General features: G+C 72.4%; 17 protein-coding genes. 11 read left to right on the plus strand and 6 right to left on the minus strand.

Features of this window, described 5'->3' with window-relative positions:
• Positions 1-2: 2 nt before the first annotated feature.
• From ACYVD5_RS07965 to ACYVD5_RS08005, 9 genes are all read left to right on the plus strand, one after another.
• The gene (locus ACYVD5_RS07965; RefSeq protein WP_461000286.1) at positions 3-179 is read left to right on the plus strand and encodes a daptide-type RiPP; all 177 of its coding nucleotides are present in this window, start codon (positions 3-5) and stop codon (positions 177-179) included.
• A 67-nt stretch (positions 180-246) separates the two neighbouring features.
• Positions 247-414 carry a daptide-type RiPP gene (locus ACYVD5_RS07970; RefSeq protein ID WP_461000287.1) on the plus strand — a complete coding sequence of 56 codons (168 nt, stop codon included), beginning with the start codon at positions 247-249 and terminating at the stop codon, positions 412-414.
• A 175-nt stretch (positions 415-589) separates the two neighbouring features.
• Positions 590-784: a hypothetical protein gene (locus ACYVD5_RS07975; RefSeq protein ID WP_461000288.1), complete on the plus strand. Its 195-nt coding sequence runs from the start codon at positions 590-592 to the stop codon at positions 782-784.
• Positions 781-1,518 carry an ATP-binding cassette domain-containing protein gene (locus ACYVD5_RS07980; RefSeq protein WP_461000289.1) on the plus strand — a complete coding sequence of 246 codons (738 nt, stop codon included), beginning with the start codon at positions 781-783 and terminating at the stop codon, positions 1,516-1,518. Before ACYVD5_RS07975 ends, ACYVD5_RS07980 begins: the two co-directional genes overlap by 4 nt.
• Complete coding sequence (locus ACYVD5_RS07985; protein WP_461000290.1) at positions 1,511-2,251, plus strand: hypothetical protein; 741 nt, start codon at positions 1,511-1,513, stop codon at positions 2,249-2,251. The genes ACYVD5_RS07980 and ACYVD5_RS07985 overlap by 8 nt, the downstream gene beginning before the upstream one ends.
• Complete coding sequence (gene mpaP, locus ACYVD5_RS07990) at positions 2,248-3,903, plus strand: daptide biosynthesis intramembrane metalloprotease (protein ID WP_461000291.1); 1,656 nt, start codon at positions 2,248-2,250, stop codon at positions 3,901-3,903. The genes ACYVD5_RS07985 and mpaP overlap by 4 nt, the downstream gene beginning before the upstream one ends.
• A gap of 76 nt (positions 3,904-3,979) precedes the next feature.
• Positions 3,980-6,571, plus strand: a complete 2,592-nt coding sequence (lanKC, locus tag ACYVD5_RS07995; RefSeq protein WP_461000292.1) for a class III lanthionine synthetase LanKC — start codon at positions 3,980-3,982, stop codon at positions 6,569-6,571.
• The gene (locus ACYVD5_RS08000) at positions 6,568-7,851 is read left to right on the plus strand and encodes a YcaO-like family protein (RefSeq protein ID WP_461000293.1); all 1,284 of its coding nucleotides are present in this window, start codon (positions 6,568-6,570) and stop codon (positions 7,849-7,851) included. Before lanKC ends, ACYVD5_RS08000 begins: the two co-directional genes overlap by 4 nt.
• Positions 7,852-8,116: 265 nt before the next feature.
• Positions 8,117-8,404, plus strand: a complete 288-nt coding sequence (locus ACYVD5_RS08005; RefSeq protein WP_461000294.1) for a hypothetical protein — start codon at positions 8,117-8,119, stop codon at positions 8,402-8,404.
• Positions 8,405-8,564: 160 nt separating this feature from the next.
• Here ACYVD5_RS08005 and ACYVD5_RS08010 read toward each other — a convergent pair whose 3' ends face one another.
• The 4 genes from ACYVD5_RS08010 to ACYVD5_RS08025 form a co-directional block, all read right to left on the minus strand.
• Positions 8,565-10,796 carry a xanthine dehydrogenase family protein molybdopterin-binding subunit gene (locus ACYVD5_RS08010; protein WP_461000295.1) on the minus strand — a complete coding sequence of 744 codons (2,232 nt, stop codon included), beginning with the start codon at positions 10,794-10,796 and terminating at the stop codon, positions 8,565-8,567.
• Positions 10,793-11,770 (minus strand): FAD binding domain-containing protein, encoded by a 978-nt coding sequence (locus ACYVD5_RS08015; protein ID WP_461000296.1) that lies wholly within the window; start codon positions 11,768-11,770, stop codon positions 10,793-10,795. Before ACYVD5_RS08015 ends, ACYVD5_RS08010 begins: the two co-directional genes overlap by 4 nt.
• Positions 11,770-12,219 (minus strand): (2Fe-2S)-binding protein, encoded by a 450-nt coding sequence (locus tag ACYVD5_RS08020; RefSeq protein ID WP_461000347.1) that lies wholly within the window; start codon positions 12,217-12,219, stop codon positions 11,770-11,772. Before ACYVD5_RS08020 ends, ACYVD5_RS08015 begins: the two co-directional genes overlap by 1 nt.
• A 387-nt stretch (positions 12,220-12,606) precedes the next feature.
• Positions 12,607-13,755, minus strand: coding sequence for a PQQ-dependent sugar dehydrogenase (locus ACYVD5_RS08025; protein WP_461000297.1), 1,149 nt, complete (start codon positions 13,753-13,755; stop codon positions 12,607-12,609).
• A 296-nt stretch (positions 13,756-14,051) separates the two neighbouring features.
• Here ACYVD5_RS08025 and ACYVD5_RS08030 point away from each other — a divergent pair, with 296 nt between their 5' ends.
• Positions 14,052-14,750 carry a TetR/AcrR family transcriptional regulator gene (locus ACYVD5_RS08030; RefSeq protein ID WP_461000298.1) on the plus strand — a complete coding sequence of 233 codons (699 nt, stop codon included), beginning with the start codon at positions 14,052-14,054 and terminating at the stop codon, positions 14,748-14,750.
• Positions 14,751-14,930: 180 nt separating this feature from the next.
• Here the strand turns inward: ACYVD5_RS08030 and ACYVD5_RS08035 are convergent, their stop codons facing one another.
• On the minus strand, positions 14,931-15,419 hold the full coding sequence (locus ACYVD5_RS08035) for an SRPBCC family protein (protein ID WP_461000299.1): 489 nt from the start codon (positions 15,417-15,419) through the stop codon (positions 14,931-14,933).
• The gene (locus ACYVD5_RS08040; protein WP_461000300.1) at positions 15,416-15,781 is read right to left on the minus strand and encodes an ArsR/SmtB family transcription factor; all 366 of its coding nucleotides are present in this window, start codon (positions 15,779-15,781) and stop codon (positions 15,416-15,418) included. The genes ACYVD5_RS08035 and ACYVD5_RS08040 overlap by 4 nt, the downstream gene beginning before the upstream one ends.
• A gap of 259 nt (positions 15,782-16,040) precedes the next feature.
• On the opposite strand from ACYVD5_RS08040, the gene ACYVD5_RS08045 reads away from it, so the two are divergent.
• The gene (locus tag ACYVD5_RS08045; protein ID WP_461000301.1) at positions 16,041-16,880 is read left to right on the plus strand and encodes an aldo/keto reductase; all 840 of its coding nucleotides are present in this window, start codon (positions 16,041-16,043) and stop codon (positions 16,878-16,880) included.
• Positions 16,881-16,888: the final 8 nt, after the last annotated feature.

Raw genomic sequence — 16,888 nt, forward strand, 5'->3', positions numbered from 1 at the left:
CCATGCAGGAGATGAACACGACGGCAGCGGTTCCCGACCAGGTGCTGGAGCTGGAGATGCAGGAGCTGGAGACCATGGAGGCCCCCGGCTGGGCCACGGTCAGCGGCTTCATCGTCAGCACCGCCTCCACCGCTTCGGCCGCCTACAGCGGGTACACCGTCAGCATCGCCATCACCTGATCCGGTAACAGCCGGACCGCCCCATCACCATCCGCAACCCTTTGAGTACCTAGGAGTAGGAAAGGCCATGGACAACCGTTTCCCCGCCAGCGCGGCACCCGGTGAACCGACCCTGGAACTGGAGATGCAGCAACTGGAGATGCAGGAGCTGGAGACCATGGAGGCCCCCGGCTTCTGGACCAGCGCCCTGGTCGGCGCCGGGGTCAGCGCTTCGTTCGCGATCAGCCTGACCTGACGGTCCGCCCGCGGCAGCCGACCCGGTCGGCTGCCGCGGGCGGCACCTGGCCGCGCCGCCCCGAGCCGGATCGAGTAGACAGCGCGATCGTCCCGGACACGTCGTCGGATTCGATCCGGCAACGGGCGGCGCCTCGGATTCAAGCTACCCCGTTCAACGAACCCAGGAGGTTCCCATGTCCGCGAAATCGCTCCCGTCGAGCGCCGCGAACCGGATCGCCATCGGCGTCCCCGCCCTGATGCTCCTGTTCTGCGCCTTCACCTTCTTCTTCCTTGAGGGGGACACCATCCGGATCGTGGCCGTCGTCTCGACCATCGTGGTCGTTGCGCTGTGCGGCGCCCTGGCCGGGTTCCAGAAGGGGAAGAGTTGACCGCTGAGGACGCCGCCGTCCGGTTCGACTCGGTGACCAAGCGTTTCGGCGGCACCGCGGCCGTCGACGACGTGACGTTCAGCGTGCGCAGTGGTCGGATCACCGGGCTTCTCGGTCGCAACGGCGCGGGCAAGACGACCTCGTTGCGGATTCTCACCGGGCTGATGGAGGCGAGCGCCGGCGAGGCGACCGTCTTCGGCCGGCCCTACGCCGGGCTGGACCGGGCGGCGCACCGGGTCGGGGTCAGCATGGAGCGGGTCAACTCGGTGCCGACCCTGAGCGGCCGCCGCGATCTGCGCGTGTGGGCGCGGATGCTGGGGCTGCCCGCTGCACGCGCCGACGAGGTGCTCGAACTCGTCGGACTCGGCGGGCAGGGCGGCACCAAGGTCAAGAACTACTCGACCGGGATGCGGCAGCGGCACGCACTGGCGTGCGCGCTGCTGGCCGACCCGGAGCTGTTGATCCTGGACGAACCGATGAACGGGCTGGACCCCGACGGTATCCGCTGGCTGCGCGGGTTCCTGCGTTCCCTGGCCGACGAGGGCCGCACCATCCTGCTCTCCAGCCATCTGCTGTCCGAGGTCCAGCAGACCGTGGACGACGTCGTGGTGCTCCAGCAGACCCTCCGCTACGCCGGTCCGCTCGACGGACTGGTCACCGGTGCGGCCGGCGACCTGGAGCAGCGCTTCTTCGACCTGGTCGGCGAGGCTGCACAAGGAGGAGCGGATGCGTAACACCCTGCTGGCCGAGTCGACCAAGGCCGTCAGCACACCGGTCTGGCTGTACATGATCGGCGGCGGCGTGCTGCTCAGCGTGGTCTCGGCCTACGGCTTCGTGTCGGAGGTGGAAGCCGGTGAGCTGCCCACCCAGGCGCGCGCAGACCTGACCGGCGAGGTCGTGCGGGCATGGATGACCATGCACCTGCTGTCGTCGCTGTTCGGGGCCGTCTACGTCGCCCAGGAGTACGGAACGGGCACCATCAGCCGCTCTGTGCTGCTCGGCGGCGGCCGGGGGCGGATTTTCACCGCCAAGGCGCTGGTCGCCACCGCGATGGGGGTCCTCTTCGGTGCGGCGGCGACCGCCGGCGCACTCGTGTCGCCCATGCTGTTCATGCCGGCCGGCGGCTTCAGCCCCGAGTGGACCACCGAGACCTGGCAGACCGCCGCGGGGGTCTTCGCCGTCACGGCGCTGGCCGTCCCCTGGGGCGCCATGGTCGGCTGGATCGTCCGCAACCGGGTGGCGGCGGTGCTCATCCTCGTCCTGCTGACGATGGGCCTGGAGCCGTATCTGCTGCGCGCCGTCCCCGAGGTGGCCAAGTACCTGATGACCATCGCCATGAGCTCGGTCTATCTGGACGGCAAACCCGAACTGCTGTCGGTGCCCTGGGCGCTGGCGGTAATCGGGGGCTGGATCGCCGCCTTGGGCGCCGCCGGGTTCGCGCTGTTCCGCAACCGGGACATCGTGTGACCAAGACCAAGCGCCGGGCTGCGGCGCCGGCCCCTCCCTTGGGAGAGCCGGACCCCCTGCCCGAGACACCGCGGCTGGCCGCCGGGGTCAGGCTGCACCCGCCCGCGGAAGAGGGCGCCAAGTGGGTGGTGCAGCGCGGCGGCAAGTACTTCCGGATCGGCGCCGACGCCGCCCACCTGCTCGGCCACTTGGACGGCCGGCGCAACTGGCAGGAGCTCGCCCAGGCGTGCGGTCCCGCATGGCGGCCCGAAGTGGTGCAGGGGGCGCTGCGCACGTTCGACGAGCAGGGGTTGCTCGACGGCGCGAACGGCGTCCCCGTGCGCCCGACCCCGTGGGTCAAGTTCGTGCCCCCGCTCACGGTCCAGTTCACCCTGGTCCGGCCCGAGGCGCTGCTGGCGCGGTTGCGCCCGTTCTTCACGGCCATGGCCAACCCCGTCACCGCGGCGGTCGCGGTGGCACTGGGCCTGGGCGGGCTGATCGCCCTGGTGGTGCAGGCGCAGGCGCTCCAGCAGGCAGTGGGCGCACCGCTGCCGATGGGCGTCTACCTGTGGGTGACGGCGGGGCTGCTCGCCTCGACGGCCCTGCACGAGATGGGCCACGCGGCCGTCCTGGTCCGCTACGGCGGCATACCGTCGCGCATCGGGATCATGCTGTTCTACCTGATGCCGGCGTTCTTCTGCGACGTGTCCGACGGGTGGCGGCTGGGGCAGCTGCAACGGGTGCGGATTGCGCTGGCGGGCATCGCCACCCAGTGCGTGGTGGCCGGTGCGGTGGCGGTGGGCTCGCTGGCCGCGGGTCCGGGGGACGTGCGCAGCGGGATGCTCGTGTTCGCGGTCGTCGCCTACCTGGCCGGCGTGTTCAACCTGATCCCGTTCGTGAAGCTGGACGGCTACATCGCCCTGATGAGCCGCGTGGACATCCCCTACCTCCGGGACCGGGCGATCACCGACGCGCGCTCCTTCCTGGCGCGGGTGCTGTTCGGCGGGACCTACCGGCGCCGGCTCGACCAGCGCTGGTCGGTGCCCTACGGCCTCGCCTGCCTGAGCCTGCCCATCTACCTGGTCGCGACGGCCGCCGTGCTGTGGCTGGACCTGTTCAACCGCAGCGGGGCGCTGGGCGCGTCCCTCATCGTGCTCGGTCTGGGCTACGCCGTCCTCTACGCGGTGCGCAGTGTGCGGCAGCTGGTGTCGGAGGCGCGGGCCGGCGGCGCCCCGCTCTGGCGCATCGCCGCGGTGGCGACCGCCCTGGCCGGCTGCGCTGCGGGCGCGGCGTTCCTCCCGGTTCCCTACACCCTTGCGGGCGGCTACGTCAGCGAGGGGGACGGCACCATGCTGGTGCTGGCCCCGGGCGCCGACCAGGAGCTGGTCGCCGCCGGCCGGCAGGTGGAACTGGTGCGCGGCGGGATGGTCACCGAGACCCGGATCGCCGCGGCGGAGGTCGACAGCGGCTCCGGCCACCGGACCACGGCGCCGGTCTCGGTCTTCGTGCCCGTGCTGCTCGACGCGGATCCGGAAGTGCCGGTCACCGCCTACCCGATCACGGTGCAGGGCGAAGTGGAGCACCCAGCGGGGACGGCGCGGGTGGACGCGGGGGAAATGCCGCTCTGGCGGTTCCTGTACCGCAGCTACGTCCTGCCGCTGAGCGACTGGTGACCATCCGCGCCACCGGATCCGCGGTATCTCCCTCCGGCGGCCCGGGCCGCCGACTACACAGCTAAGGACCACCGACGTGCTCGACTTCCGCTACCTTGATTTCTGCCACGCGGGCGAGCTCTTCTACGACCGCCCGTCGACCGGGCCCTCCGAGAGCGAATTCCCGCAGGCCGAGTCCGTCCCCGAGGGCTGGGAAACCGGGGCCGGCGGCGATTGGGCGGTGCGGATCCCGGTCGGCTGCCGCCTTCCCGCCCAAGGCTGGAAGATCCATGTCTCGGCCACGCTCGACAACGCGCCGCGGATTCTGGACACGGTACACGACTACTGCCGCGACCGGCGCATACCGTTCAAGTTCATCCGCAGCCTGGCGCTACTGCACCAGCGCAGCAGCAAATACGCCGACCGGGGAGCCAGCGGCAAGTTCATCACCATCTATTCCCGCGACGAAGCGGAACTGGAGCGGATCCTCACCGACCTGGACGCCGCCATCGGCGGCGAGGCCGGCCCCTACGTCCTCACCGACCTGCGCTGGCGCGCAGGCCCCCTTTACGTCCGCTACGGCGGTTTCGCCGTCGTCATGGCGCGCAACGCCAACGGCGAACTCGTGCACTGCATCGAGGCCCCCGACGGCGAACTGGTCCCCGACGAGCGCAAACCCGGTTTCCGGGTGCCGCCGTGGGTGACGATCCCGGACTTCCTCAATGAGGCGGTTGCGGACCGCGCCAAGGGCTCGCTGCAGGGGTTCCCGTTCCGCCCCTACCGGGCGGTGCACTTCTCCAACGGGGGCGGGGTCTACCGCGCCGTCCACACCGAATCCGGCACCGAGGTGCTGCTCAAGGAGGCGCGCCCCCTGGCCGGGCTGGACAGCCTCGGCCGCGAGGCGACCGAGCGTTTGGCGTGCGAACGCTGGGCGCTGGAGAAACTGGCCGGCCTGTCGCACGTACCCGAGCTGATCGACTACCGGCAGGGCCACGAGCACATGTTCCTGGTCCGGGAGTTCGTCGAGGGAACCCCGCTCAACCAGGTCTTCGCGCAACGCAACCCGCTGCTCACCGGCCGGGGCACGGCACAGGACCACCGCGAGTACACCGACTGGGCACTGGATCTGCTCGCCCGCATCGAACGCGGAGTGCGGGACATGCACGAGCGGGGGGTCGTCTACGGCGACCTGCACCCCGGCAACATCCTCATCGGACCGGACGGCGAAGTGTCGTTCATCGACTTCGAGACGTCGACACCCGTGAGCGAACCGGCACCCCAGACACTCGCGGCCCTGGGGTTCACCGCGCCGCCGGACCTGTACGGCACCGACGTGGACCTGTTCGCGCTCAACTGCGTGCGGCTGTCGGTGTTCGCGCCCCTCACCCACCTCATGTCCTGGGGGAGCGCCAAAACCGAGCAGGTCATCGAACTGGTCGCCGACCGGTTCCCCGTGCCCGCCGACTTCATCGACGGGATCCGGGCCGCCTTCGGCGCCCCCGAACCCGCCGCAGCGCCGGCCCGGCCGCTCTGGTCCGCGCCCGAGCCCGCGACCTGGCCGGAAACGCGGGCGCGGCTGGCGTCGGCCGCCCTGGGTGCAGCGGCTCCCGAGCGCAACGACCGGCTCTACCCCGGCGACATCGCCCAGTTCCTGGACGACGGCGGCGGCCTCGGCCTCGCGCACGGGGCGGCCGGCGTGCTGTGGGCGCTGCACACCGTCGGTGAGCCGGTGCCCGAGGAACACGTGCAGTGGCTGGTCTCGCGGTCGCGTGCTGCAACCGGCCTGGGGCCCGGGCTCGGCGCCGGCTACAGCGGTATCGCCCATGCCCTGGCGGACCTGGGCCGCACCGGGCCCGCCGAAGAGGCGCTCGATGCCGCACTTGCCCAACCCCGCGAAAGCACGGGGCCCGGCCTGATCGACGGGCTGGCCGGGCTCGGCATGACGCTGCTCCGCTTCTCCGGGGACGCAGCCGAGGAGGCCGCCGGGTCCGGCACCCGCATGCGGGAGGCCGCCGAAATCGGCGCGCGGCTGGCCGCGCTCTGGACGGAAGGCACCCCCGCACCGCGCCCCGGCCTGCTGCGCGGCGGCTCGGGGCAGGCGGTGTTCCTCATCCGGCTCTTCGAACGCACCGGCGACCCGGCGCTGCTGGACGCCGCCGAACGGGCGGTCCGCGCCGACATGGTGACCGTCTTCGGCGCCGCCGAGTCCCTCGACCACGTCGCGGCCAACATCCCCGGCGGGTTGGCCGGCAGCCACGGGATGGCGGTGGCGCTGGACATGCTGCTCGCCCACCGCCCGGACAAGTGGCTGGCGGACATCCGCGGCAGGCTGCTGGACGCCGCCCGCCGGCCGATCCTCAACGGTGCCGGGCTGTTCAGCGGACGCGCCGGGGCCCTGTTCGCGCTGCGCGCGGCCGGCATGGCCGATCCGGATACCAGCGCGGCGGTACACCGCCACCTGGCCGACTTCGGCTGGGACACCGTCGACACCGGCGACGGACTGCACACCCTCGGCGACCAGGGGCTGCGGCTGTCCACCGACCTGGCGACCGGAACAGCCGGGGTACTCGTGGCGATCGACGCCGCGGTGGAACAGCGCCCCGGCGAGCTGCCGTTCTTCGGCGCCGCACAGGCCCGGCCGCCGGCCGCCGCAGCGGCCGCGGCCGGCGAAAGCGGGGCCGTGGCGTGATCGACGTCGCCCGGACACTGCACCCCGGCGCCGGCATCGCCCGGGCCGCCACCCTGGTCCCGCCCGGTGGCACCTGCCCCCTGTGGCAGGCCATGGTCGAAGTGGAGCCGGGCGACCACGCAGCGCACGAGCTGCCGCTGTCGGCGCGTTTCTGCGGCGCGGTCGGCCCCACCCGCGCCGACGCCCTCCTGCGCGGAGCGGGGGAGGCGGTCGAGCGGTTCGCCCTCTACCCCGCAGCCCGCCCTGCCGCGGTGCGCGGACGCCCCGATCGGCTCGGCGCACCGGCCCTGGAGTACCACCGGCCGGATACGGCGCTGGGTCCGCCCGAATCCTGGGGTGCCGAGCTGGACTGGTATCCGGCGCGCCGCCTGGGCGACGGCACCGCCGCCATGGTCCCTGCAGCGCTGGTGGACTCGCCCTGCACGGCTCCGGAGGCCGCCCGGTTCGATCCCGGGCCCTCCGGTGCGGCATCGGGGCACGGTTACGAGATGGCGCTGAGCGCGGCCCTGTTCGAGACCATTGAGCGCGACGCGGTGCTGACCGCCTGGACCCGCGGTCTGCGCCTGCCCGCATTCGACGATCCCGACAAAGCGGCCGCAACGCAGCAGGGCGACGAGAAACAGCGGCAGACCGCCTTGGGACTGTGGGACCGGGCGCGCGCAGCGGGACTGGTCCCCACCCTCGCGGCGATCCCGACCGCCCTGCCCGGCGTGTACTGCTTCCTCGCCGGCCTGTACGACGAACCGGGCGCCGGCCCGGTCAGCGTCGGCTGCAAGGCCTCGCCCCATCCCTGGTCCGCTGTTGTCGGCGCCCTGCGGGAGGCGTGGCAGGTGCGGGAGGTGCTGCTGAACAGCAGCGCCGCCAGCGGCACCTCCGAGCCGCGCGCCGGCGCCCCGATCGTCGACGAGGACGACCGGATCCGCCACCTGGCCTCTGCTGCGGGCAAGGCCGATGCGCGCGACTGGCTGGCGGGGTTCGTGCCCGCCGAGCCGCTGCAGGCCGCGGCGGCACTGGTATCGGCGGAGGACGCGGTGCGCGCGATGGTCGCCGACGGCGGCGACCCGCTGGCCGTGGACCTCACCCCGCGGCTGCCCGAACGCCTGCGGCGCATGGGCTGGTGCGTCGTCAAGGTGGTTCCGGCCGGATACCAGCAGCTGCGGATGGACGAGCGGCCGGACTGGAGCTGGAACCTGCCCAGGCTGGAGCGGACACCGCAACGCACCGGTATTGCGGCCCGGTTCACCGGCGGATACGGCTCGCGGCCCCACCCGCTGCCGTGAACCGCCGCCCGGCAGGTCCGGCCCCTCCGGCCGCGGCCATCGGACCTGCCGTACCCGCGCGGCCCCGGCACCCGACCGGACGCAGGGCGGTGGCGCGCCGATCTGAGTACGGCCACTCACGCCCCCGGGCCTGCCGGTGCGCTTGAATCGGGGCATGGCTCCTGGACATTCCCCTTTGCCGCACGAACCGCAGCAACCGCAAGAACCGCACGAACCGCAACCATCCCGCGGCGACCAGCACAGTCCGAAGTGGTGGATCGCGCCCGTGGTCCTGACCGTGCTGGCCGTTCCCGGTTCGGTTGTGCTGTTCTTCCTAATGGCGCTGGGGGGAATGGCGTTCGACCCGTGCAGCCCGGGCGGCTGCCCGCGTACCGAGCAGCAGTACAACGCCAGCGGGGGCACCGCCCTGTTCAGCCTGGTGCCGGTGGTCGCGGTCTGGTGCTTCCCGCACCGCCGCTCCTACACGGTGGCGCGCATCGGCATGATCGCGGCCTATATCCTGCTCTTCCTCCTGGTCGTCAGCTCCATGCTGACGATCCCGGTGGGCGAGTGACCACCGCCCGCACCGCAACGGCCGCCGAGGGGGCGTGCCGCAGGGACGGGTGTCCGCGCGGCCGCGCGTGGTGACGGCGCTGGGCGTGCCGGACGGGGGCTCCGCCCAGCGCCGCACCGCTCCGGGGCCGCAGGTGTGCTCGCGGCCCCGGCGGCGTCGCTCAGCCGAGGAGCTTGTCGAGGGTGATGGGCAGGTCCCGAACGCGGGTGCCGGTCGCGTTGAAGACGGCGTTGGCGATCGCGGCGGCCGCGCCAACGGTGCCGATCTCGCCGGCTCCGCGGGCGCCGAACCCGCTGATAACCGGGTCGGGCCGATCCAGCCAGTGCACGTCGATTTCGGGCACGTCGGCGTTGACCGGCACCAGGTAGTCGGCCAGGTTGCCGTTGGCGAACCGCCCGTTGCCCTCCAGGTGGTCGGCCTCCAACAGGGCGCCACCGATGCCGAACACCACGCCGCCCACGAGCTGGCTCCGGGTGGTCTTGGCGTTGACCACCCGGCCGATGTCGAACACCGAGGTGAAGCGGCTGATGCGCGGTTCGCGCGTAAAACGGTTCACCCGGACCTCGCAGAAGTGCGCGCCGAAGCTGTAGAACGCGTACCGGTCGGCCTCATCGCCGGGGAGGGATTCGGCCGTCGCCTCGACCGCCGAGGTGCCGAGCATGCTCAGCAGCCGGCCGAACCCCAGTGAGCGGTCCGCCGCGGAGAGGTGCCCCCCGTCGTAGTCCACGTCGCCGGAGTCCAGGCCGTGGAACGGCGAACGGGAGTCGTCGACCGCCAGCTTGACCAGCTTGTCCAGCGCGGCGCCGGTGGCCTCGCGCACTGCGGGCACGGTGTTCAGCGTCGTCTGGGAGCCGTAAGCCGGAGAGCCGCCGGGCGGCAGGGCGGAGTCGCCCAGCACCGCCTTCACCCGCCGCACGGGGACCCCGGCGGCGTCGGCGGCGGCAATGGCCAGCATCGTGCCCGCTCCGGTGCCGATGTCGGTGATCGCGGAGCTGACGACGACCTTGCCGTCGTCGCGGAACCGGACCCGCGCACTGCCCCCTTCGCGGGGACCGGGGTAGACGGTGGTCGCCATGCCCATTCCGACGAGCCGGTCGCCGTCGGTTCTGCTGCCGGGCTCGCTCGGGCGCTCTGACCAGCCGAACCGTTCGGCCCCGATCCGGTAGCAGTCGTCGAGGTGTTTGCTGGAGAAGGGCAGGCCGGAGCCCGGCACCTCAGTGGCGAGATTGCGCCGGCGCAGCTCCAGCGGGTCGGTGCCGGTCTCGGCGGCGAGCTCGTCCATGGCCGTTTCCAGCGCGAACGACCCGGGCGTCTCGTTTGGCCCGCGCATGGACCAGGACGGCCCGATGTCGAGGGTGACTTGGCGCTGGTCGACCGCCAGGTTGGGTGCGCGGTACAGCACGGTGGACATGTCCTGCGCCGGCGACAGCACCCAGCCGCCGACGGCCGGCATCGCGGCGTCGCTCTCGTGGGAGAGCGCGTTGAGCCTGCCCCGGGCCGAAGCGCCCAGGCGGACGGTCTGGTTGTTCGCGGAGCGGTGCGGGGTCGCGGAGAAGACCTGCTCGCGGGTGAGGACGAGCCGGACCGGCCGCCCCAGCTTCCGCGCGGCCGCCGCGGCGAGCGTGCCGTCGCTCCACACCGCCACCCGGCTGCCGAACCCGCCGCCGGTGTAGCGGCAGACCAGCCGTACCCGGTCGGCCTCCACACCCAGCCGGTCGGCGATCGCCGCGGCCTGCAACTGGGGTGCCTGGGCACCGGTGTGGACGGTCAGGTGGCCGTCGCGCCAGACCGCGGTCGTGGCGTGCGGCTCCATCGCAACGTGGTGCTGCGCGGGTGCGGTGACGGTCGTGCTGATCTCCACGGCGCAGGCCGCAAACGCGTTCTCCATCGAGGACACGCCCGGCGCGAGGACCGTCGAGCTGGCAGGCGGCGACCCCGGAAGCCCGCCGCTCGGCGGTTCGCCGGGCGAGCCCGCCTCCAGCGAGGCCCGGGGCTCTTCGGCCGCGTAGTCCGCCCGCACCCGGGCCGCAGCGTCGCGCGCCTGTTCCGGGGTCTCGGCAACCACCATCGCGATGATCTGGCCGCGGTAGCGGACCCGGTGGTCCTGCATCGGCGCGTGGTTCTCGCCGAGGTGCCCGGCCGGGTTGTACAGGCGCAGCCGGTTGTCGGGGGAGTAGACCGCCAGTACCCCGGGGGCCTGTTCGGCCTCGGCGGTGTCCAGGGCGGAGATGCGTCCGCGGGCGATGGTACTAACCACGACGTGGGCGTGGGCGAGCCGTTCGGCGGGGTGGTCGCCGCCGTAGCGGGCGGCGCCGGTCACCTTCGCCCGCCCGTCGATCCGGTCGACCGCGTTTCCTGCGGGCGAGCCGGGCTGCGGTTCGGCGGGGATCATCGGCTCGCCTCCAGTTCGGACAGCGCACGCACCAGGGTGCGGCGCAGCAGCGCGGGTTTGAACGCGTTGTGGGCCAGCGGCCGCGCCCCGTCGGCAGCGTGGGCGGCGGCGGCCTCGTAGGTCGCCTCTCCCGCGCGTTGGCCCGCCAAAGCCTCCTCGACCGCGGGCAGCCGCCAGGGGCGGGTGGCGACACCGCCCGCGGCGACACGGGCCTCGGCGACGCGCCCGCCGTCCCAGCGGATCGCCACGGCGGCCGAGGCGAGCGCGAACTCGAACGACCGGCGGTCGCGGATCTTCACGTAGGCGGAGTTCTTGGCCCAGTCGAGCCGCGGGACGGTCACGCCGGTGATCAGTTCGTCGGAACCGAGTTCGTGCTCCCGGTGCGGCTCGGTGCCGGGCAGCCGGAAGAACGACTCCAGCTTTTGGGTGCGGGTTCCGGAGCGGCCCTGCAGGTGCACCTCGGCGTCCAGGGCGACCAGGGCAACCGCCAGGTCGCTGGGGTGCGCGGCTATGCACGCGTCGCTGGTGCCCAGCACCGCGTGCATCCGGTTGTGTCCCTCGATGGCCGAGCAGCCGCTCTCCGGCGAGCGCTTGTTGCACGGCGCCGCCACATCGCGGAAGTAGCCGCACCGGGTGCGCTGCATGAGGTTCCCGCCGATGCTGGCCATGTTGCGGATCTGCGGGGAGGCACTGAGGTCGAGCGCCTGGGCGATGACCGGGAAGTCCTCGCGAACGCGGGGATCGGCGGCGACCGCGCTCATCCGCTCCAACGCGCCGATGTGCAGGCCCGAGCGGTTCGCGGTCACGCCGCCCAGCGGCAGGTCGTTGATGTCGACAACCCGGTTCGGCGTCATGACCTCCAGCTTCATCAAATCCACCAAGGTCGTGCCGCCGGCCAGGAACGCGGTGCCGGAGCTTCCCAGGCGTGCGGCCTTGCGCACCGATTGCGGCCGGTCGTACTCGTAGGGCCTCATCAGCTCATCGCCTCCCGGGCATCCTGCACAGCGGCGACGATGAAGGGGTAGGCGCTGCACCGGCAGATGTTGCCGGACATCTCCTCGCGGACCTCCGCGTCGGACTGCGCGCGGCCTTCGCCGACGAGCGCGACCGCGGACATGATCTGGCCCGGTGTGCAGAACCCGCACTGGAGGCCGTCGCGGTCGATGAAGGCCCGCTGCATGGGGTGCAGGCCGTCGCCGCCGGCCAGCCCTTCGATGGTGGTGACCTCGCGCCCGCCGGCCGAGGCGGTCAGGGTCAGGCAGGCCAGGACGCGCTGCCCGTCAGCATGGACCGTGCAGGAGCCGCACTGGCCCCGGTCGCACCCCTTTTTCGTGCCCGTGAGGCCGAGGCGTTCCCGGAGCGTATCGAGCAGGGTCGAGCGCGGGTCGACGCTGAGCCGGGTCTTTTCGCCGTTGACGCGCATGCCCACGGAGACGAGGTTCTCGCCCGCGGGCTGCTCGGCGGTGGCCGCCGCGGCTTCGGCACGCGGTACCTGCAGGAAGCGTGCGGTGGTCGCCGCGGCCGCGACAGCGCTCGCGCCGCCCAGGAACCCGCGGCGGGGCAGCGCCGTGCCGGCGGAGGCGGCCGGTTCGGGTGATCCGGGCGGTCCGGGCGATGCCGGCGGTGGTTGGTGGTGGCCGTGGTGGTCTGTTGGTGCCATCTGCTGTCTCCAGTGCGGTGGTGGGGACGCGGTGGTGGGACGGCGCTCCCGGCCCGCGGCCGAGGCGGTGGAAGCGGGAACCGGAACGCGGGAACGCGGGGACTCTGGAACGCGGCTCGGGCCGCCGCGTTCCCGCCGGGAGGCCCGGGCTCAGCCGCGCGGGACCAGTTCGATGCGCAGGATGCGGTCGTCGCCGGGCCGGGGGGCGGTGCCTCCCCAGGTGGCGCCGTCGGTGTTGGACGTGGTGACCCACAGGGAGCCGTCGGGGGCGGGTTCGACCGTGCGGATGCGGCCGTACTCACCGGCGAAGTGGCCGATCGGCTCGCCGGCGGCTTCGGCGCCGTCCACCGGGAGCTGCCACAGCCGCTGCCCGCCCAGGGCCCCCATCCAGATGGAGCCTTCGGCGTAGGCGATGCCGGAGGGCGATGCCTCATCGGGGTGGATGGTGAACAGCGGGGCCTCGCCGGTGGCGCCCTCGGTCCCCTCGGTCTCGGGCCAGCCGTAGTCGAGCCCCGGCTGCAGCACGTTCAGCTCGTCCCAAGTGCGGTGGCCCAGCTCGGAGGCGTAGGCGGTGCCGTCGGGGCCGAAGGCGATCCCTTGCACGTTGCGGTGGCCCGAGGAGTAGATGGGCGAGTCGCCGGGGTTGTCCTGAGGGACGGAGCCGTCGGGGCGCACGCGCAGGATCTTGCCGTTGAAGGAGTCGGCGTCGGCCGCGTTCTCGGGCTCGAACGCGTCGCCCGTCCCGATCCACAGGTTGCCGTCGGGGCCGAAACGCAGCCGGCCGCCGTGGTGCCGGTCAGCAGTCTCGATGCCGTCCAGGACCACGCGCGCCTGGCTGAGCGAGTCCAGCTCTGCGGAGATGCGCAGCGCGACGACGCGGTTGGTCGGCGCAGCGGAGGCGTAGGCGTAAACGGTGCGGTCCTCGGCGAAGTCGGGTGAGGTGGCGAGCCCGAGCAGGCCCCCTTCGGAGCTCACCTCGACGCCGGGGACCTCGCCCACCGGCTCGGCCCGCCCGCCCTCGGCGGGGACGTGGTGGATCCGGCCGGAGTCGCGCCCGGCGACAAGGGCGGAACCGTCGGGCAGGAAGGCCAGGCCCCACGGCATGTGCAGGCCGGTGGCCAGTTCGGTCACCTCGCCGGGCACGACGGAGGCCGCCGCTCCGGACTGCTCCGGGCCGGCGGAACCGGCGCCGGGCGTCTGCGGTGCAGGCGCGGCGGTGCAGGAGGTGAGCGTCGCACCGGACAAGGCGGCGGTGAGCGCCAAGACGGAAAGGGCACGCGGGCGGTTCGGGGCGTGCATGGGCGGCAAGCGCAAGATCGGCAAGGGCAAGGTCGGCAAAGTCTGCATGTCTGCCTCGGTTCCGGCTGTGGAAGGGGGCGGCGGTGCAGCAGGGCAGGGGCGGGAGGCGGGGCAGGGCGGGCCGTGTGTACGGCGGTGCCCGGCGGATCCGGGGCCGGAGGCCGTCCGGCCGCGGTCGCCCCACGCGGTTGTTGATGCCGATAACGCAATCATGGTGACGCTGTCATGTCAACGGTGGCAACAAATTTGTGTTAGCGATACCGTAAAGCGTGGTGGGGGTTGTTATCGTTGACACCATGAAGCGAGACCAGACGCGTGAGCGCATCCTTGAAGCGGCCTTGCGCCTGCTCGCAGACGGCGGCCGCGATGCGCTGTCCACCCGCGCGATCTGTGCCGAGTCAGGGGTGCAGTCACCCGCCATCTACCGGATCTTCGGCGACAAGCAGGGCCTCATCGACGCGGTCGCCGGCCACGGGTTCGAGTCCTACCTGGCCGAGAAGGCGTCGGTCGGTGAGACCGACGATCCAGTGGCCGACCTGCGCCGGGGCTGGGATATGCACGTCGGCTTCGGGCTGGCGAACCCGGCCCTGTACTCGCTGATCTACGGCGACGCCCGGCCCGGCGCCGAAAGCCCGGCGGCGCAGCAGGCGGGCAAGCAGCTTGCCAAGCGGGTCAAGCGCATCGCCGAGGCCGGCCGGCTGCGGGTCAGCGAGCAGCGGGCCGTCCACCTGATCCATTCCGCCGGATGCGGGATGACGTTCACCCTCATCGCCATCCCCGAACACGAGCGCGACCCGGCCCTGTCCCCCCTGGCCCGCGAGGCCGCCATCGCCGCGGTCACCACCGACACCGGCGCACCCGCGGCCGACGAGCACCCGGTCAGCCCGGCCGTAGCCCTGCGGGCCGCTGCCCCCGATCTCACCGCCCTCTCGGCGGGAGAACGGACACTGCTAACGGAATGGCTCGACCGCATCGCCACCGCGCCGCCCGCATAGCCGACACACACTGACCCGCCTGCCCGACCATCCGGGCGGGGCACCGGCTGGCACCGGCCCCCTTCGGCCGCAGCGCACTCACCGGCGGAAGCCGCCTTCGCGCGGCGCGGTTGACGGGTTCCGGCGGCGAGCGCGCCCACCGGACCGCTGCAGGCAGGACGCGATCCGGTGGGCGCCGTGTCAGCCCTCCTTCGCGAGCAGTGCGTCGAGTTTCTCGTAGCCCTCGCGGACGCCGGTCTCCATGCCGCTGGCGAGGACTGCGTCGCGGGTCGGGAAGTCGTGCACCACGCTGAGCACCCGCAGCCGTGTGCGTCCGCCCCCGGCGTTTTCGAAGGTCAGCGTCTCCAGCGCGACACCGTCCGGCTCGCCCTCGTAGGTGAAGGTCCAGACGATCCGCTCGTTGGGGCGCACCTCGTGGAAGCTGCCGAAGAAGGAGGCGATCTCCTCGCCGTCGCGGTCGTTGGCGAAGGCCCACGCGCCGCCGGTGCGGGCGTCCCACTTGGTGACCCGCGTGGTGAGCGAGTGCGGGCCGACCCACTGCGCGTAGAGCACGGGGTCGACGTGGGCGCGGTACACCTGTTCCGGAGCGGCGTTGAAGACCCGCGTGATCTCGATGGTGGGTGCCGCCTCGTCCGCGGTGATCGCGGTCTCGTGGTTCGTCATGGTCATGGTCCGTCCTTGTCGGTTCGCTGCTGTTCGCTGTCGTCGGCCATTCGAGCCAGCAGGGCGTCGAGGCGCTGATAGCGTTCTTCGGCCTTGCGGCGGTAACGCTCGATCCACGTGGTCATCAGGTCGAACACGTCGGCGTCCAAGTGGACGGGCCGGCGCTGGGCGTCCCTGCTGCGGGTCACGAGTCCGGCTTCCTCCAGCACCTTCACGTGCTTGGAGACCGCCTGGAAGCTCATGTCGTAGGACTCGGCCAGCTCGCCCACTGTCGCGTCGGCATCGGCCAGCCGGGCGACCAGGTCGCGCCGGGTCGGATCGGCCAGTGCCGCGAACGCCCGGTTGAGCGGCTCCGTGCTTTCTGCCAACTGGTGTCCTCAACTTTTCGGTTGAATAACAACCTAGTCCGCTACCGCCGAGTGTGCAACCAACTGGTTGAAAAGGCGGCGCAAACGGCTGCCGCGCAACCGCACCAGGGGGCTCTGCGGCGGCCCACCCACCTGACCGTCGGCACCGGTGCGCGGCATCGGCCCACGGCGAGGCGGACCTGCGGGTCCGCCCGGCCCCGCGCCGCCGCGGGAACCCGCAACCCCGGTTGTGCCGGGCGGGCCGCGTTAGGCTGAGGGGATGATCGGGGTCAAGAACTATCAGCTGAACGACGGCAACTCCCTGCCCGCGGTGGGCTTCGGCACGGTTTCGCTGCGCGGCGACGATGGGGTGGCGGCGATGCGCTCCGCCCTGGAGTCCGGCTACCGGTTGCTCGACACGGCCGTTAATTACGGCAACGAGGAGGAGGTCGGCCGGGCGGTACGCGAGTCCGGCCTGGACCGCGGCGACGTGCTCATCACCACGAAGATCCCCGGCCGGTTCCACGAGTACTCCCTGGCCGTGGAGTCGGTCGAAGACTCGCTGCGCAGGATCGGGTCCGACCACCTCGACCTGTGCCTGATCCACTGGCCCAACCCGAGCGTCGGCAAGTACGCCGAAGCCTGGCGCGCCCTGGTCGACCTCCGGGAACGGGGGCTGGTGCGGTCCATCGGGGTCAGCAACTTCACCGAGCAGCACCTGCGCACCGTCATCGACGACACCGGGGTCACCCCCGCGGTCAACCAGATCGAACTGCACCCGTACTTCCCGCAGGCCGCGATGCGCGAGGTCAACGCCGGGCTGGGCATCCTGACCCAGTCGTGGAGCCCGCTGGGCAAGCACAGCGCGCCGTTCTCCGAGCAGCCGGTGGCCGAAGCGGCGGCCGCGCACGGGGTGACTCCGGCACAGGTCATCCTGCGGTGGCACCTGCAGCTCGGGGCCCTGGCCATCCCGAAGTCGACCAGTCCCCAGCGGCAGCGCGAGAACCTCGACCTGTTCGGCTTCGAACTCACCGGCGCCGAGATCACCGCGATCAGCGGACTGGCCCGGTCCGACGGCCGCCTCTTCGGCGGCGACCCCGACACCCACGAGGAGATGTAGCCACCGGC

This window comes from Streptomonospora sediminis (genome assembly GCF_054778995.1).

Excerpts from the sequence above, each read along its gene's own strand:
- ACYVD5_RS07965 (WP_461000286.1), top strand. The coding sequence starts at position 3 with ATGCAGGAGATGAACACGACGGCAGCGGTTCCCGACCAGGTGCTGGAG.
- ACYVD5_RS07970 (WP_461000287.1), top strand. The coding sequence starts at position 247 with ATGGACAACCGTTTCCCCGCCAGCGCGGCACCCGGTGAACCGACCCTG.
- ACYVD5_RS07975 (WP_461000288.1), top strand. The coding sequence starts at position 590 with ATGTCCGCGAAATCGCTCCCGTCGAGCGCCGCGAACCGGATCGCCATC.
- ACYVD5_RS07985 (WP_461000290.1), top strand. The coding sequence starts at position 1,511 with ATGCGTAACACCCTGCTGGCCGAGTCGACCAAGGCCGTCAGCACACCG.
- ACYVD5_RS08010 (WP_461000295.1), bottom strand. The coding sequence starts at position 10,796 with ATGATCCCCGCCGAACCGCAGCCCGGCTCGCCCGCAGGAAACGCGGTC.
- ACYVD5_RS08015 (WP_461000296.1), bottom strand. The coding sequence starts at position 11,770 with ATGAGGCCCTACGAGTACGACCGGCCGCAATCGGTGCGCAAGGCCGCA.
- ACYVD5_RS08020 (WP_461000347.1), bottom strand. The coding sequence starts at position 12,219 with ATGCGCGTCAACGGCGAAAAGACCCGGCTCAGCGTCGACCCGCGCTCG.
- ACYVD5_RS08025 (WP_461000297.1), bottom strand. The coding sequence starts at position 13,755 with ATGCACGCCCCGAACCGCCCGCGTGCCCTTTCCGTCTTGGCGCTCACC.
- ACYVD5_RS08030 (WP_461000298.1), top strand. The coding sequence starts at position 14,052 with ATGAAGCGAGACCAGACGCGTGAGCGCATCCTTGAAGCGGCCTTGCGC.
- ACYVD5_RS08035 (WP_461000299.1), bottom strand. The coding sequence starts at position 15,419 with ATGACCATGACGAACCACGAGACCGCGATCACCGCGGACGAGGCGGCA.
- ACYVD5_RS08045 (WP_461000301.1), top strand. The coding sequence starts at position 16,041 with ATGATCGGGGTCAAGAACTATCAGCTGAACGACGGCAACTCCCTGCCC.